This is a genomic window from Bradyrhizobium sp. CSA112 (assembly GCF_029051645.1).
Taxonomy (GTDB): domain Bacteria; phylum Pseudomonadota; class Alphaproteobacteria; order Rhizobiales; family Xanthobacteraceae; genus Bradyrhizobium.
Map to the genome: position 1 here is coordinate 51,495 of NZ_JAACFS010000032.1, position 16,190 is coordinate 67,684.

General features: G+C 62.5%; 13 protein-coding genes. 6 read left to right on the top strand and 7 right to left on the bottom strand.

The window, feature by feature from the left end; translation table 11 throughout:
• Positions 1–38: 38 nt before the first annotated feature.
• Positions 39–725, bottom strand: coding sequence for a response regulator transcription factor (locus tag GWE18_RS33025; RefSeq protein ID WP_057853752.1), 687 nt, complete (start codon positions 723–725; stop codon positions 39–41).
• A 271-nt stretch (positions 726–996) separates the two neighbouring features.
• Between GWE18_RS33025 and GWE18_RS33030 the strand changes: the two genes are divergently transcribed.
• Entirely contained in the window at positions 997–1,566 is a 570-nt protein-coding gene (locus GWE18_RS33030) for a L,D-transpeptidase family protein (RefSeq protein WP_275189908.1), read from the top strand.
• 15 nt (positions 1,567–1,581) lie between these two features.
• A complete protein-coding gene (locus GWE18_RS33035) occupies positions 1,582–2,367 on the top strand; it encodes a hydratase (protein ID WP_275189875.1) in 786 nt (261 codons plus the stop codon).
• A gap of 147 nt (positions 2,368–2,514) precedes the next feature.
• Here GWE18_RS33035 and GWE18_RS33040 read toward each other — a convergent pair whose 3' ends face one another.
• Positions 2,515–3,192, bottom strand: coding sequence for a YggS family pyridoxal phosphate-dependent enzyme (locus GWE18_RS33040; RefSeq protein ID WP_275189876.1), 678 nt, complete (start codon positions 3,190–3,192; stop codon positions 2,515–2,517).
• A gap of 118 nt (positions 3,193–3,310) precedes the next feature.
• On the opposite strand from GWE18_RS33040, the gene GWE18_RS33045 reads away from it, so the two are divergent.
• From GWE18_RS33045 to holA, 4 genes are all read left to right on the top strand, one after another.
• Positions 3,311–5,002 carry a diguanylate cyclase gene (locus GWE18_RS33045; protein WP_275189877.1) on the top strand — a complete coding sequence of 564 codons (1,692 nt, stop codon included), beginning with the start codon at positions 3,311–3,313 and terminating at the stop codon, positions 5,000–5,002.
• A 130-nt stretch (positions 5,003–5,132) separates the two neighbouring features.
• Complete coding sequence (leuS, locus tag GWE18_RS33050) at positions 5,133–7,757, top strand: leucine--tRNA ligase (RefSeq protein ID WP_275189878.1); 2,625 nt, start codon at positions 5,133–5,135, stop codon at positions 7,755–7,757.
• A complete protein-coding gene (lptE, locus tag GWE18_RS33055; RefSeq protein ID WP_275189879.1) occupies positions 7,744–8,295 on the top strand; it encodes an LPS assembly lipoprotein LptE in 552 nt (183 codons plus the stop codon). Before leuS ends, lptE begins: the two co-directional genes overlap by 14 nt.
• Before the next feature lie 115 nt (positions 8,296–8,410).
• Positions 8,411–9,439, top strand: coding sequence for a DNA polymerase III subunit delta (holA, locus tag GWE18_RS33060; protein ID WP_275189909.1), 1,029 nt, complete (start codon positions 8,411–8,413; stop codon positions 9,437–9,439).
• A gap of 428 nt (positions 9,440–9,867) precedes the next feature.
• Here holA and GWE18_RS33065 read toward each other — a convergent pair whose 3' ends face one another.
• From GWE18_RS33065 to mnmE, 5 genes are all read right to left on the bottom strand, one after another.
• Positions 9,868–10,749, bottom strand: coding sequence for a ParB/RepB/Spo0J family partition protein (locus GWE18_RS33065; RefSeq protein WP_275189880.1), 882 nt, complete (start codon positions 10,747–10,749; stop codon positions 9,868–9,870).
• A gap of 146 nt (positions 10,750–10,895) precedes the next feature.
• Positions 10,896–11,747, bottom strand: a complete 852-nt coding sequence (locus tag GWE18_RS33070; RefSeq protein WP_275189881.1) for a ParA family protein — start codon at positions 11,745–11,747, stop codon at positions 10,896–10,898.
• A complete protein-coding gene (rsmG, locus tag GWE18_RS33075; protein WP_275189882.1) occupies positions 11,744–12,439 on the bottom strand; it encodes a 16S rRNA (guanine(527)-N(7))-methyltransferase RsmG in 696 nt (231 codons plus the stop codon). The genes GWE18_RS33070 and rsmG overlap by 4 nt, the downstream gene beginning before the upstream one ends.
• A 190-nt stretch (positions 12,440–12,629) precedes the next feature.
• On the bottom strand, positions 12,630–14,513 hold the full coding sequence (mnmG, locus tag GWE18_RS33080; RefSeq protein WP_275189883.1) for a tRNA uridine-5-carboxymethylaminomethyl(34) synthesis enzyme MnmG: 1,884 nt from the start codon (positions 14,511–14,513) through the stop codon (positions 12,630–12,632).
• A gap of 128 nt (positions 14,514–14,641) precedes the next feature.
• Positions 14,642–15,973, bottom strand: coding sequence for a tRNA uridine-5-carboxymethylaminomethyl(34) synthesis GTPase MnmE (gene mnmE, locus GWE18_RS33085; protein WP_275189884.1), 1,332 nt, complete (start codon positions 15,971–15,973; stop codon positions 14,642–14,644).
• Between the last annotated feature and the right edge of the window lie 217 nt (positions 15,974–16,190).

The window sequence follows — 16,190 nt, forward strand, 5'->3', positions numbered from 1 at the left end:
GGATGCGCGAAAATTACGAATCGTGGCTGCGAATCGTATCACGGCACCAGCTTGTAGCCACCGGCTTCCGTCACCAGGATTTCCGGGTTGGCCGCATCTTTCTCGATCTTCTGCCTGAGACGGTAGATGTGGGTTTCCAGCGTGTGCGTGGTAACGCCCGAATTGTAGCCCCAGACTTCCTGCAGCAGCGTCTCGCGCGACACCGGCAACTGGCCGGCGCGATACAGGAAGCGCAGGATCGCGGTTTCCTTCTCGGTCAACCGCACCTTCCTGGCATTGGCGGCGGTCAACATCTTGGAGCCGGGCCGGAAGCTGTAGGGGCCGACGGAAAACACCGCGTCCTCGCTGGCCTCGTGCTGGCGGAGCTGCGCCCTGATCCGGGCGAGCAGGACGGCGAACCGGAACGGCTTTGCGACGTAATCATTTGCGCCCGATTCGAGCCCCAAGATCGTGTCGGAATCGGTGTCGTGGCCGGTCAGCATGATGATCGGCGCCTTGAAGCCGCCCTTGCGGAGGCTGCGCACGACTTCCCTTCCGTCGGTATCCGGCAAGCCGACATCCATCAGCACCAGATCTGGTGAATTGGCCTTGGCGGCGCTGGCGCCCTTGGCGCCGGTATCGACCGCGGAAGCTTCGAACTCCTCGTGCAGCGATAGTTGCTCGACCAGCGTGTCGCGCAGATCGTTGTCGTCTTCCACGATCAGGATCTTGCGGGCATTGGGCATAGGATACGATCCTCTTGGGGCAGGCGGCGGACACAAGTGGAAGCGTCTCAAGCCGGGTCTTGGTCGATGGACAACCTGATTCGCGGGCAAACTTTGCAAGCAAGCCGGGTCTTCAGGCACTGATTCGCATTGAGGTAAGAGATTGTTACAGTTTCACAAGCTGAACCGCAGTCTATCCCAAATTTGAGGCGCGTTTGGATGAATGTCCTGTAATGGCGCCAAATGGGGCAATTATGGGCCGGGCAGGCAACCCTTGAATTCAGGCATTGGCATGGAAAATAACGCCATTTCAATCACTTATCCGACAACCGCGCGTGATCGGCCACTTTCCGCAATTCGAGTTCAGAGGGCTGCCGGCGATCCGCGCCGGGGCTGGCTGACAGCGGACGGCTGGACCGTGCCGGTGGCACTTGGTCGCGGCGGGATCCTCGCCAACAAACGGGAGGGCGACGGCGGCACCCCGCGGGGTACATACCGTCCGCTGCAACTGTGGTGGCGCGCCGACCGCCATCCCAGGCCGCGGACCTATCTGCCAGTCCGGCCGATCCGGTCCGAAGACGCCTGGTGCGAAGATCCGCGTGACCGCCGTTACAATCAGCCAATCCGCCTGGTCCGGGATCAGGCCGGTGACCGGCTGATGCGAGAGGACCACCTCTACGATTTCATTGTCGAAATCGATCACAACAGCGCGCCGCGAATCGCCGGCCGCGGCAGCGCCGTGTTTCTGCATCTGGCGCGCCCCAATTTCTCGCCGACGGCAGGGTGCGTTTCGATGACGAAATCCGCCATGCTGCGGCTGTTGCGGCGAATGGGCCCGCAGACGAAGATCATGATCGGCTGATGGGGAATCAAAACAATGCTCAACAAAAACGCGATAACAGCCGCGTCGAAGACGCTGCACGATCACTGGCGCGCCGGCACTAAATTTTCCGGCCTCGACGAATCGCTGCGGCCGCGCGACCGCATTGAGGCCTATGCGATCCAGGCAGGAATCGAAAAATATTCGCCCGAAAGTTTGCTCGGCTGGAAGATCGCGGCCACCAGTGAGGCCGGACAAAAGCACATCAACGTCGACGGCCCGATGGCCGGGCGCATCCTGGCCGAGACCGTAATCTCTGACGGTGGAACGGCTTCGATGGCAGGCAATGAAATGCGCGTCGCCGAACCCGAATTCGCCTTTCGCATGCGCGTGGATCTGCCCGCGCGCCCTACGCCCTATACGATGCAGCAGGTCCTCGACGCGGTCGACACGCTGCATCCGGCCATCGAGATTCCGGATTCGCGGTTCGAGGATTTCGTTAGCGCCGGCGAAGCGCAGCTCATCGCTGACAATGCCTGCGCGCATCTGTTCGTGCTGGGACCTGCGGCAACCGCCGACTGGCGTTCGATGGATCTCGTCGAGGAGCGGCCGGTCGTTACGATGCGCGGCCAGCATTTTATTGGTCACGGCAAGAATGTCTTGGGCGATCCGCGGGTCGCGCTAGCGTGGCTCGCCAATGAACTACGCCAGCTTGGCGTGACGCTGAAGGCGGGACGGATCGTCACCACCGGTACCTGCCATCCGCCGCTGCCGATTCAATCAGGTGATTTTTGCGCGGCCGATTTCGGCGCGCTCGGAAAAGTGTCGGTGGGATTCGAGTAGGCCTCACCCGCACTCGATGTCGTCCCTGCGAACGCAGGGACCCATAACCACCATCGCTCGTTGGTACGGAAGGCAACTACCCCATCGCCCTTGCTGATAAGCCACGGCGTATGGGTCCCTGCGTTCGCAGGGACGACAGCGTGGCTCCTACCGCGCCCCGAAAATCGCCGAACCGACGCGCACATGCGTGGCGCCGAGCTGGATCGCAACCGCAAAGTCGGCGCTCATGCCCATCGACAGATTCTTCAGCCCATTGCGCGCGGCGATCTTGGCCGTCAATGCGAAATGCGGCGCCGGCGCCTCGTTGACCGGCGGGATGCACATCAAGCCAGAAATGACCAGACCGTATTTGTCGCGGCAGTTCGCGATGAAGGCGTCGGCCTCGCCGGGTGCGATGCCGGCCTTCTGCGGCTCTTCGCCGGTGTTCACTTGAATGAACAATTCCGGCCGTTTGTTCTGCGAACGGATTTCCTTGGCCAGCGCTTCGCAGATGCTGGGACGGTCGACCGAATGGATGGCGTCGAACAGCCCGACCGCTTCCTTTGCCTTGTTGGATTGCAGCGGCCCGATCAGGTGCAGCGCGATCCCGGGATGGGCCGAGACCAATGCCGGCCATTTCGCCTTGGCCTCCTGCACGCGATTTTCGCCGAACACGCGCTGTCCGGCATCGATGACAGGCAAAATGGCTGTGGCGTCGAACGTCTTCGACACCGCGATCAGCGTCACCGACGCGCGCTCGCGGCGCGCCTCCTTGCACGCGCGCGCGATGTCCTGCTCCACTTGAGCCAGACTGTTTGGTAAAGACTTGGTTAGCGGCGTCGCCATCTCTCTCGCTTCATGTCGTATTTGGACCCGCAGATTTTACGGCATTTCCTCGAATTTTACCAAGTTCGGGAAAGGCTTTTTGAACCCTTCGCTCTACCTTGCGGTGTGGGGGGCAGGGATGTCTGGCGTCACATTCAACCGCAAACGGGTCAAACTCAAGAAGCTGCTGGGAATCCGGGCGCGGCTTACGATGCTGGCCGTGATGCTGGTGGCCCCCTTGATGCTCGAGCGCGTCCGCTCGCTGGAAGACACGCGCGCTAAGCAGATCGCGATGGCTTCCGAAGAATACGCCAGGATCACCCACCACAGCGCGGAAACTCAGCGCGAGGTGATCTCCTCCGTCGAGACGATGCTGAAATCGGCCGCCTATATCCGCGCCTCCAGCGGCATCGGACGGAGCTGCGAAATCCTGCGCGCTAGCCTGCCTGCCAACCTGCCCTGGATCCGCAGCATTATGCTCGTGAGCAAGGAAGGCGTGGTGCAATGTTCCACCCTGAACATTCAGGTCGGCCTTAGCATCAGTGATCGTGAGTATTTCAGGAAAGCGCAGGAAACCCGCGATTTCGTTTTCAGCGACTATCTGTTTGGCAGGGTCAGCAATCGGCCGATCATGATGGCGGCCTATCCGGTCTCGGCGATTAATCCCGAAGAAGATTCCGTGGCGGTCGCCGGCATCAATCTCGACTGGCTGTCGAAGATCATGGCCAACCTCGGCGGACGGCCGGGCATTTCAGCGCTGTTGATCGACAGCACCGGCGTCGTGCTGGCCGCACCGCCGGACCAGGCCAGCATGATCGGCCAGCCGCTCGACAACGTCCCGCTGCTGTCGGCCATCACCTACAAAGCTCTCAGTTCCAACTCCGATACGGGCTCGATTTCCTTCACTACTACCGACAGCTCCAAGCGCACCATCAGTTTCGCACGTATTCCCGGGACGCAATCGCGTCTAATCGTCAGCATCGACGAGGACAGGGTGACGGCCGCGATCAATCGCGACATCCGTACCGCCTATCTGCAACTCGGACTCGTCTGCCTGTTCGTGCTGCTCGGGGCGCTGATCGGGGCCGAGAAGCTCATCATCAATCCGATCGAGGTCATGACAGGTATGGCCAAACGATTCGGCGAAGGCGACTGGTCGGCCCGCGTCTCGCGCAGCCGGCTGCCGTCGGAATTCATGCCACTGGCGAGCGCCTTCAACGCAATGGCCGCCCAACTCAGCCAGCGCGAGCGCGAGCTGGTCGCCACCAATGACCGGCTCACCGTGATGGCCTCGATCGACATGCTGTCGGGCCTCGCCAACCGCCGCGGCTTCCAGAGCCGGCTCGATTTCGAATGGATGAAGGCGCAGCAATATCATTGCGAGCTGTCGCTGCTAATGATCGATGTCGACCACTTCAAGCTTTACAACGACACCTATGGCCACCCCGAGGGCGACGCCTGTCTCACCCGGATCGGCGAAACGCTCGCCGGCATCGCTGCCGACACAATGGGCTTTGCCGGCCGCTATGGCGGCGAGGAATTCTGCCTCTTGCTGCCGAACACCAGCGCGCAGAAAGCACTCGATATCGGCGAAACCGTACGCGCGACCATTCAGGGCCTCCGCCTGCCGCACATCACCTCCAGCTACTGCACCGTCACCGTCAGCGTCGGCGTGGCCGCGACGCTCCCGAACGACACCCAAACCCCCGGCGACCTGATCGAAGCCGCCGACGCCGCCCTCTACGCCGCCAAACACCGCGGCCGCAACACCGTCGTCGAGCACGGTTTTGCCAAGCTGGTGGACGAGGCCGGGATAGCGATGGCGGGGTGAGCGGACGGTCCGCGCCACTTGCCAAATGGACGTTCCCGCCTTCCCAACCCGTTGACCCCGCAGCCGCTTTTGTGGCCTAGTCCGCCGTCCTCTGGACGGGACCCGAATCCACAAAAAGCCCTGCGATTTCATGACTGCCGAACGCTACAACGCCCGTGATTCCGAGCCGCGCTGGCAACGCCAGTGGGCAGAAAAGTCGATTTTCGTCTGCAAAAACGACGATCCGCGGCCAAAATATTACGTGCTCGAGATGTTCCCCTACCCGTCCGGGCGCATCCATATCGGGCACGTCCGCAACTATACGCTGGGTGACGTGCTGGCCCGCTACATGCGGGCGAACGGCCACAATGTGATGCACCCGATGGGTTGGGATGCGTTCGGGCTGCCGGCGGAAAATGCCGCGATCGAGCGCAAGGTCGCGCCCAAGGCTTGGACCTACGACAACATCGCTGCGATGAAGAAGCAGTTGCAGTCGATCGGACTGTCGCTGGACTGGTCGCGCGAATTCGCAACCTGCGACCCTAGCTATTACAAGCATCAGCAAAAGCTGTTCAACGACTTCCTGCGCGCCGGTCTCGCCGAGCGAGAGAAGCGCAAGATCAACTGGGATCCGGTCGACATGACCGTGCTCGCCAACGAGCAGGTGATCGACGGCCGAGGCTGGCGCTCCGGCGCTGTTGTTGAGCAGCGCGAGATGAATCAGTGGGTCTTCAAGATCACGAAGTACTCGCAAGAGCTGCTCGACGCGCTCGATACGCTCGACCGCTGGCCCGATCGGGTGCGCGTCATGCAGCGCAACTGGATCGGCCGCAGCGAAGGCATGCTGATCCGCTTCGCGCTCGATCCTGCGACCGCGCCGAATGGCGATAGCGATCTGAAAGTCTTCACCACGCGACACGACACCCTGTTCGGTGCCAAGTTCATGGCGATCGCACCGGATCACCCGCTGGCGCAGGCCGCGGCTGCGAAGAATCCAAAGCTCGCGGAGTTCATTGCCGAAGCAAAGCGTCACGGTACCGCGCAGGAAATCATCGATACCCAGGAGAAGCAGGGTTTTGATACCGGCATCAAGGCGATCCATCCGTTCGACCCGAGCTGGAAGCTGCCGGTCTATGTCGCCAACTTCGTGCTGATGGAATACGGCACCGGCGCCATCTTCGGCTGTCCGGCGCACGACCAGCGCGACCTAGATTTCGTCAATAAATACGGACTCGGAAACACCCCGGTGGTGTGCCCGCCGGACGTCGATCCGAAAACCTTCGTCATCACCGATACCGCATATGACGGCGACGGCCGTATGATCAACTCGCGCTTCCTCGACGGCATGACCATCGAGCAGGCCAAGGAAGACGTCGCGAAGCGGCTGGAAACTGAAGTTCGCGGTAACCTGCCGGTCGGCGAACGCAAGGTAAATTTCCGTCTGCGCGACTGGGGCGTTTCCCGTCAGCGCTATTGGGGCTGTCCGATCCCGGTGATCCACTGCCCGAAGTGTGACGTCGTCCCGGTGCCCGACGCAGACCTTCCAGTCGTGCTGCCGGAGGATGTGACCTTCGACAAGCCCGGCAACGCGCTCGACCATCACCCGACCTGGAAGCACGTCACCTGCCCGAAATGCGGCGGCAAGGCGCAACGCGAAACCGACACTATGGATACCTTTGTCGACTCGGCATGGTACTTCGCGCGCTTCACGGATCCGTGGAACGAGACGGCTCCAACCACACGCGCCATCGTCGATCGGTTGATGCCGGTTGATCAGTATATCGGCGGCGTCGAGCACGCGATCCTGCATCTGCTCTACGCGCGCTTCTTCACCCGCGCGATGAAGGCCACCGGTCACATTGCCTATGACGAGCCGTTCGCCGGCCAGTATACGCAGGGCATGGTGGTACACGAGACCTATCAGAAAGCTGACGGCGGCTACGTGACGCCGGCCGAGGTCAAGATCGAGACCGGCGGCAACGGCCGCCGCGCGGTCCTGATGGAGACCGGCGAAGAAATCAGCATCGGGCCGATCGAGAAGATGTCGAAGTCGAAGAAGAACACCGTCGACCCCGACGACATCATCGCGACCTATGGCGCCGACGTTGCGCGCTGGTTCATGCTGTCGGACTCCCCGCCCGATCGCGATGTGATCTGGAGCGACGAGCGCGTGCAGGGTGCCTCACGCTTTGTGCAGCGGCTGTGGCGGCTGGTCAACGAATCCGCCGAAATCGCCAAAGTGGCCCCGGCAGCGCGGCCGGCTTCGTTCGGGGCGGATGCGCTTGGCTTGCGCAAGGCAGCTCATGGCGCGCTGGACAAGGTCTCGTCCGGTATCGAGCGGCTGCATTTCAATGTCTGCCTTGCTCATATCCGTGAATTCACCAATGCACTGGCCGAGGTGCTGGGCCGTGGGGGCAAGCCGGCGCCGGATCTGGCCTGGTCCGTCCGAGAGGCCGCAATCATCCTGGTTCAGCTCGTTTCCCCGATGATGCCGCATCTGGCCGAGGAGTGCTGGCAGGTTCTGGGGCAGTCCGGGCTGATTTCGGAAGCCAACTGGCCCCAAATCGAACGCGATTTGCTGGTTGAAGACACCGTGACGCTGGTGGTCCAGGTCAACGGCAAGAAGCGGGGTGATGTTACCGTGCCACGGGTCGCCCAAAATCCGGAAATTGAGGCTGCCGTTTTGGCGCTCGATGCGGTAAAAGTCGCTCTCGGCGGCAAGGCCGTCCGCAAGGTAATCGTTGTTCCCATGAGGATCGTGAATGTCGTTGGCTAGGACCCGGATCGCCGTCCGGCTCATCGCGGTCGCCGCTCTGGCGGCGCTCACGGCCGGCTGTTTCCAGCCAATGTACGCCGAACGTAACGATGGCAAGCCCGGCCTGCGCGAAAAGCTGATGGGCGTGGAAGTTCCGCCGGTCGACAAGCCCAACGCCTCGCGCGAAGCCCGTATCCAGGTCGAGATCCGCAACGCGCTGGCGTTCAAGCTCTACGGCAATGCCACCGGCATGCCGCCGACCCATCGGCTGGTGCTGCGCTTCAACACCACCCGCAACTCGCTGATGATCGATCCCACCACCGCGCTGCCCTCCAGCGAGAACTACGGCATCGACGCGCAGTACAATCTGATCGATCTCGCCACCAACAAGTCGGTCATGACGGGCACGACCTTCTCCCGCGTGTCCTACGACATCCCCGGCCAGTTGCAGCGCTTCGCTCGCGCCCGGGCCTTCCGCGACGCCGAGGATCGCGCCGCGCAGGAGATCGCGGAAAACATCCAGACCCGGCTGGCTTCCTACTTCTACGCCGGCACCTGATATTCCGTCATTCCGGGGCGTGCAAAGCACGAACCCGGAATCTCGCGCAGCAATCTCTGGATTCCGGGTCCACGCGAAGACGCGTGTCCCGGAATGACGCCAAGAAAGGTTCGTGGTGGTCGCGCTCCGCGGAAAGGACATCGACGCTTTTCTTGCCCGGCCCGACCCCGGCCGCCCGATCATCCTGCTTTACGGTCCGGATGCCGGCTTGGTTCGCGAGCGTGCCGATGCGCTAATAGCGTCCGCCGTCGACGATCCCACCGATCCCTTCTCACTGGTGCGATTGGACGGCGACGAGCTGTCGGCTGAACCGTCGCGGCTGGTCGATGAGGCCATGACGATACCGATGTTCGGCGGCCGCCGCGCCATTCGCGTGCGCGCCGGCTCGCGCAGTTTCGCTGGCGGTATCGATACGCTGGCCGATACGCCGGTGAAGGATTGCCGCATCGTGATCGAGGCCGGCGAGCTGCGGCCGGAGTCGCCGCTACGCAAGGCCTGCGAGCGCGCCAAGACCGCGGTCGCCATCGCCTGCTATCCCGACACCGAGCGCGACCTCGCCAGATTGATCGACGAGGAATTGCGGACGTCCAATTTGCGCATCGCCTCGGATGCCCGCGCGGTGCTGATGTCGTTGCTCGGCGGCGACCGCCAGGCCTCTCGCAACGAGCTTCGCAAGCTGGCACTCTACGCCCACGGCAAGGGCGAGATCGCGCTCGATGATGTCATGACCGTCGTGTCTGACGCGTCCGAACTGAAGCTCGACCCGATCGTGGATGGTGCCTTTGCGGGCAAGCCGGATCTGGTCGAAAGCGAATTTGCGAAGGCCATGGTCGCCGGTACCTATCCGGGCGTGATCATCTCGGCCGCGCAGCGCCAGGCGGCATGGCTGCACAAGTCGGCGCTCGCAGTGGCGGAAGGGACGCCGGTATCGACCCTGCTCGAAAGCGGGTATCCGCGCCTGCATTTCTCCCGCAAGGGCGCGGTCGAAATCGCGCTGCGCAATTTCAGCGCGGCGCGGCTGGCCGCGGTCATCGATCAACTCGGGACGGCGGCGCTGGACATGCGCAAGCAGGCCTCGCTGGCGTCAGCGATTGCGCTACGGACGCTGCTTTCGATCGCGGCAAACGCGAAGCGGCGGGGCTGAGCCATCAGGCGAAATCTCGGCGTCGTCCCTGCGGAAAGCAGGGACCCATAACCACGGGATCGTGTTGCCCAGGAAGGCCATCGAGCAATTCGCCTGGAGCGGGATGGGTATGAGTCGAATCGATTCCTTATTAGCGCAAAGTCAACGATATCATGTCCCTGACGCAGTGCAGATGCTCTTCGGCGGTACACCGCGGGGCGCAGACACAAAATCGCGAGAACAACCCCATGCAAAGTAGAATGGGCCTCGGCTCGCAGCACTCACGCCGCTTGCGCCCGGGGCACGAGATGGTCCGCGTCACGGCCCAACCTGATCTCATCCTGATCTAACAAATTCCGCCGCGGCGTATGGGTCCCGGGTCGCGCGGAGCCTGTCATCGGGCGCGCATTCGCGCGACCCGTTGGCTTGCCCGGGACGACGAAGATAGCTCAGCTCCCCTTCTCCAGACGCCGCATCACCTCATCGAGCTGCTCAAGATTGCGGTAGCTGATGTGGACGGTGCCGCCGGGATCGCGGTGGTTGACGGTCACGGTCAGGCCGAGCGCATCGCTGACGCGCTTCTCCAGCGCGACCGTGTCGGGATCTTTGGTCTTGCCGCCGCCGCGCGCCTTCTGCGGCTTGCGCTCCGGCACGCCCTCTTCGTGGGCGAGCGCCTCGGTCTGGCGCACGTTGAGGCCTTCGGCGACGATGCGCTTGGCGGCCGTCAGCGGATCGGGCACGCCGATCAGCGCGCGGGCGTGGCCCGCCGACAATTCGCCGCTCGCGATAAGGGCCTGCACTTCCATCGGCAATTTCGTCAGCCGCATCATGTTGGCAACGTGGCTGCGGCTCTTGCCGACTTCCTTGGCGATGTCTTCCTGGCTGCGTTTGAATTCGTCGGCCAGCGCGTGATAGCCTTGCGCCTCTTCCATCGCATTGAGGTCTTCGCGCTGCACGTTCTCGATGATCATGATCTCGAGTGCGTCGCTGTCGCTGACATCGATCGGGACGATCGGGACTTCGTGCAGGCTGGCGAGTTGCGCGGCGCGCCAGCGGCGCTCGCCGGCGATGATCTCGTAACGATCCTGCGCGCCCTTCACCGGACGCACCACGATCGGCTGGATCACGCCGTGCTGCTTGACGGAACTGGCGAGTTCGCCGAGTTCGGTATCGGAAAAGGTCCGGCGCGGGTTGCGCGGATTCGGTTTCAGGAATTCGATCGGCACCTTGCGCTGGTTGCGCGGCCGTTCGATATGCGCGGCCTCGCCGCCGACATCCCCGATCAGACTTGCGAGACCACGACCCAGTCGCGAACGCGTTTCGTCGGCCATCGCCGCCAACTCCCTAGGATTCACGTCAGTACTCCGGAACAGAATTCGGTTGCTCGTAGGGTGGGCAAAGCGAAGCGTGCCCACCGACTTTCGCGATAGATAATGGTGGGCACGGCGAAGACGCCTTTGCCCACCCTACGTCCTTACTAATGTGTTCTCAGCTCACGCTCGCGCTGGATCACTTCCGTCGCCAGCTTCAGATACGCTTCGCTGCCGACGCATTTGAGATCGTAGACCAGCACCGGTTTGCCGTAGGACGGCGCCTCGGAGATGCGCACGTTGCGCGGGATCATGGTGTTGTAGACCTTGCCGCCCATGAACTGCCGTACGTCGGCGACGACCTGATTCGACAAATTGTTGCGCGAGTCGAACATCGTCAGCACGATGCCGTGGATCGACAGGTTCGGGTTGAGCGTCGAGCGCACCTGCTCCACCGTCTGCAGCAATTGCGACAGACCTTCGAGCGCGAAGAACTCGCATTGCAGCGGCACTAGGATCGCGTCGGACGCCGCCATCGCGTTGACTGTGAGAAGATTCAGCGACGGCGGGCAATCGATCAGCACATAGGTGTAATCGGTGTCCGGCGCCGCGTTCTTGTTCAGCGCCGCGATCGCATCGCGCAGCCGAAACGCACGGCCCGGCGTCGTGCCGAGCTCAAGTTCGAGACCCGATAGATCCATGGTCGAGGAGGCGATGTGCAGCCGCGGCACGGCGGTGGCAACCACTGCGTCGCGCAGCGGCGCTTCGCCGATCAGCACGTCGTAGGTCGAGCAGTTGCGATTGCGGCGGTCGATGCCGAGACCCGTGGAGGCGTTGCCCTGCGGATCGAGATCGACGATCAAGACTCGCTCGCCAATCGCGGCGAGTGCGGTGCCCAGATTGATCGCTGTGGTGGTCTTGCCGACTCCGCCCTTCTGGTTGGCGAGTGATAGGATGCGTGGATGGGGCGGTGGAGTTGGATCTCTATCTTCTTGATATAACTGGTCTAATTCGCTCATGCCCGATCGCCATGTGTGATCGCGGAGGGGTTGCGCCGCTCGATCCGATCGAGTTCGACGATCCAGCCGTGCCCGCCCGTGCGGCTGGAATGGAGTCGCGGTTCAATATTCCAATATTTAGTGGCTTCAGTCAATTCAGCCTCTACATCTTGGCCCTTAAGAAACAGTGCCTTAGCACCACTGTTCACAAACGGTTCCGCAAAACCGACAAGCTGATGTAACGGAGCCAGCGCCCGCGCAGTGACGCAATCGACGCGGCTGCCGATTCTATCCACAATATCCCCGATTCCCGCCAAATGCACGGTCGCAGCCGCAGAAGTTACGCGGACCGCCTCGCGCAGGAAGGCCGCTTTCTTGGCGTTGCGCTCGACCAAGTGGACGTTCACGTCCGGCGTGTCCGCCAATGCGCATGCCAACACCACACCTGGAAATCCGCCGCCGCTACCGAGATCGACCCAGATTTTCGCCGACGAGGCCAGATCCAGAAGCTGAAGCGAATCGGCGACGTGTCGGGTCCAAAGATGCGGAAGCGTCGATGGCGCGACGAGATTGGTCTTGGCCTGCCATTCCACGAGAAGACCAATATAGCGATCGAGCCGCGCCTCCGTTTCACGTGAAACGGGGATGAGAGCCAACGCCGCTGCTTTGTCACTTGCGGAGGGGAATTGATCTGCCGGTTGCATGTTGCCCATGTCTGGAATGCTGCCTGCCTTCAGCCGTCATTGCGAGCCACCGTGTCGCGCGAATGCGCGCCCGATGACAGGCGCGAAGCAAGCCACCTCGCGGCAAAAGGGAGAAGAATGGATTGCTTCGTCGCTTGCGCTCCTCGCAAATGACGATCGCCTTGATTCGCCCTGCCCCGTTTCACGTGAAACAGATTTCTTACGCGCTTGCCCGCGAAGTCTTCCGTCGCGCCTCTCGACGCAGATACGCCGCCAGGATACCCAGCGCCGCCGGCGTCAAACCATCGAGCCGACCCGCCTGCCCCACCGTCCGCGGCCGCGCCGCCTCAAGCTTGGAGCGCGCCTCATTGGAGAGCCCGGGCACATCGGCGTAATCGATGTCGGTCAGGACCAACCCCTCGTCTCGCCTGAAGGCATCGACGTCGGCAGTCTGGCGCTTGAGATAGACATCGTACTTGGCGTCGATCTCGAGATGCACCGCAATCGCCGGATCAATGACCGAGAGCTCCGGCCAGATGCCGCGTAGGCCGACCCATTCAATCTCCGGGTAGGCCAGCAGCTCAAATGCCGATCGGCGATGGCCATCCCTGTTGAGTGCCAACCCGTGCTTAGCCGCTTCATTGGGAGTGATCGTTAGCGACCTGGCCAAGACCTTGGCCGCAGCCAAGGCGGCCATCTTGTCGCGATGCCGCTGCGAACGCGTCTGTCCGACACAGCCCAGAGCGATACCCTTGTCCGTCAGGCGCTGGTCGGCATTGTCAGCCCGCAAGGTCAGACGATACTCGGCCCGGGAGGTGAACATCCGATACGGCTCGGTGATTCCCCGGGTCACGAGGTCATCGATCATCACACCGAGATAGCCATCCGCTCGATCGAACACGATGGGCTCGGCGCCGCCCGCCGCCAAGGCCGCGTTGAGGCCTGCGACAATCCCTTGGGCCGCAGCCTCTTCATATCCCGTCGTGCCGTTGATCTGGCCGGCCAGGAAAAGACCCGGCAGGCGCTTGGTCTGCAGCGTCGGCTCAAGCTCACGGGGGTCGACATGATCGTATTCAATGGCGTAGCCCGGCCGGACCATCTTCACCCGCTCGAGTCCGGGAATGCTCGCCAGGATCGCAAGCTGAACTTCTTCCGGGAGCGAGGTCGAGATGCCGTTGGGATAGACCGTAGAGTCGTCGAGCCCTTCCGGCTCCAGGAAGATCTGATGGCCGTCGCGATCGCCGAACCGGACGATCTTATCCTCGATCGAGGGACAATAGCGCGGGCCACTGCTCTTGATCTGGCCGGAATACATCGGGGAGCGGTGCACATTGGCCCGGATCACCTCATGGGTCGCCGGCGTCGTCCGCGTGATCCCGCACTGGATTTGAGGCGTCGTGATCCGGTCGGTCATCACCGAGAACGGCTCCGGCGGGTCATCGCCGGGCTGCATCTCGACCGCGGACCAGTCGATCGTCGAACCATCCAAGCGCGGCGGCGTGCCTGTCTTCAGTCTTCCAAGCGCAAAGCCGACCCTCTCGAAGGAAGCCGAGAGCCCCATCGCCGGCGCCTCCCCGACCCGACCCGCGGGCCAGTTCTTCTCGCCGAGATGGATAAGTCCCCGCAGGAAAGTCCCGGTGGTGATGACCACCGCCCCGGCGGAGAGTTCACGGCCCTCGCCTAGCCGAATGCCGGTCACGCGGCCGTTCGAGACGATCAACTCGTCCGCTTCGCCTTCGATCACACTGAGATTGGCGGTTTCCCGGATCGCAGCCTGCATGGCGGCGGCGTAGAGTTTGCGGTCCGCTTGGGCCCGCGGTCCGCGGACTGCCGGACCCTTGCGACGGTTCAGCATCCGAAACTGGATTCCCCCGGCATCGGCCACTCGGCCCATGAGCCCGTCCAGAGCATCGACCTCGCGGACCAGATGGCCCTTACCGAGACCACCGATGGCGGGATTGCAGGACATCGCTCCCACGGTCGCAAAGCAGTGGGTCACCAACGCTGTTCTGGCACCCATGCGCGCAGCCGCGCTCGCGGCCTCGCAGCCGGCATGGCCGCCGCCAATGACGATGACATCAAAAGAGTCCATGCGGGAAATCATGCCGCGACTTCTATCCCGGAGTTGAAAAACGCGGAAGGGAGAAATTGCCGATGTTGTTTCACGTGAAACAACGCCTCCCTGGAACCGGCCGAATGTTTCACGTGAAACGGGTTATAGTTAAGGGAGTATTACTTACCTACACAGAACTCGCGGAAGATGACGTCGAGTATGTCTTCGACGTCCACACGCCCGAGCAGCCTTCCCAAGGAATATGCCGCCAACCGAAGTTCTTCCGCCGCCAGCTCCTCGCCCTGCCCGACCACCGCGACACTGCGGCGAAGCGAAGCTGCCGTCTCCTGCAAGAGCTTCCGTTGCCGAGTCCGGCTGATCAGTTCGTCGTCGGTGCCGCCAAAGTAGCGCTGAGCAAAGCCGACCAATGCCGCGATAAGCTCCGGCACGCCATCCCCCCGACTCGCCGAAATCTGGAAACTTCCCTGCCCCGGCGCCTCGGCCAATGGCCGACCCGCCTCTTCGAGATCGACCTTGTTACGTACCTTCCAGATCGGCGCGACCCCATCATGATCGATCGCTTCCTGCGGAGAGTCGGAAAGCCACAGCACGAGGTCCGCATCCGCCGCCCGGGCGCGGGCACGGCGAACACCCTCCTGCTCGACCGGGTCGTCAGTCTCCCGAATACCCGCGGTGTCGATCACCGTCACCGGATAGCCGTCGAGATCGAGCTGCACCTCGATGACGTCGCGCGTGGTGCCGGCATGCGGCGACACGATCGCGACCTCACGACGTGCGAGCTGATTCATCAGCGTCGACTTGCCGACATTCGGTGGGCCGGCGATCGCGACAACGAGCCCATCGCGCAGGCGCTCGCTCCGCCCCTGCCCTGCAAGGACTTCCTCGACCTCTGCCAGCAGCGCTTTGACCTTCGCTAACGCCGGCGCGATCAGCTCCGCCGGCACGTCGCCCTCATCAGAAAAATCGATCCCGGCTTCGATCAAGGCAGATGCTTCGATGATCCGCGCGCGCCAGTCGCGCGCTCTGTCGCCAAGCAATCCCTTTAATTGGCGCAGCGCCTGGTGCCGCTGCCGATCGGTATCTGCATGGATGAGATCATCGAGCCCTTCGGCTTCGGTCAGATCGAGCTTGCCGTTCTCGAAAGCGCGCCGGGTAAATTCGCCGGGCTCGGCCGGACGAACGTCTTCGAATGCGGACAGCGCCGCGAACAACGCGGCCACCACCGCACGCCCGCCATGGACGTGAAATTCGGCGACGTCTTCCCCGGTCGCGCTAGCCGGACCCGGAAACCACAACACGACGGCATCGTCGATCGGCCGCTGGCCGACATCTCTAAGCAGCGTGCGGGTGGCCATTCGCGGCGATGGCAATTTGCCCGCAAGCCCGGTCACGACCCTGCCGGCCTGCGAACCCGAGACGCGCACCAGGGCAATCGCGCTCGGTGGCCGGCCCGACGACAGTGCAAAAATGGTCTGGTCCCGCGGATGCATGGCCTATTTGTGCGGGAGGTTTTGAAAAGGCAACGCGATTCGGAATCTCAATGGCAATGCTGTTGGTTTACCCCGGGATGGGCATGGCAAAAAACGCTGAAAAATCCGGAACGGCGCCCTCCCCTGACCTCCAGATCCAAATAAGTGATATAAAATTCAATGGCTTAAATGGTTAACCAATCGCTAAGACCGATTTTCCGATGCCGCATTCGGATCG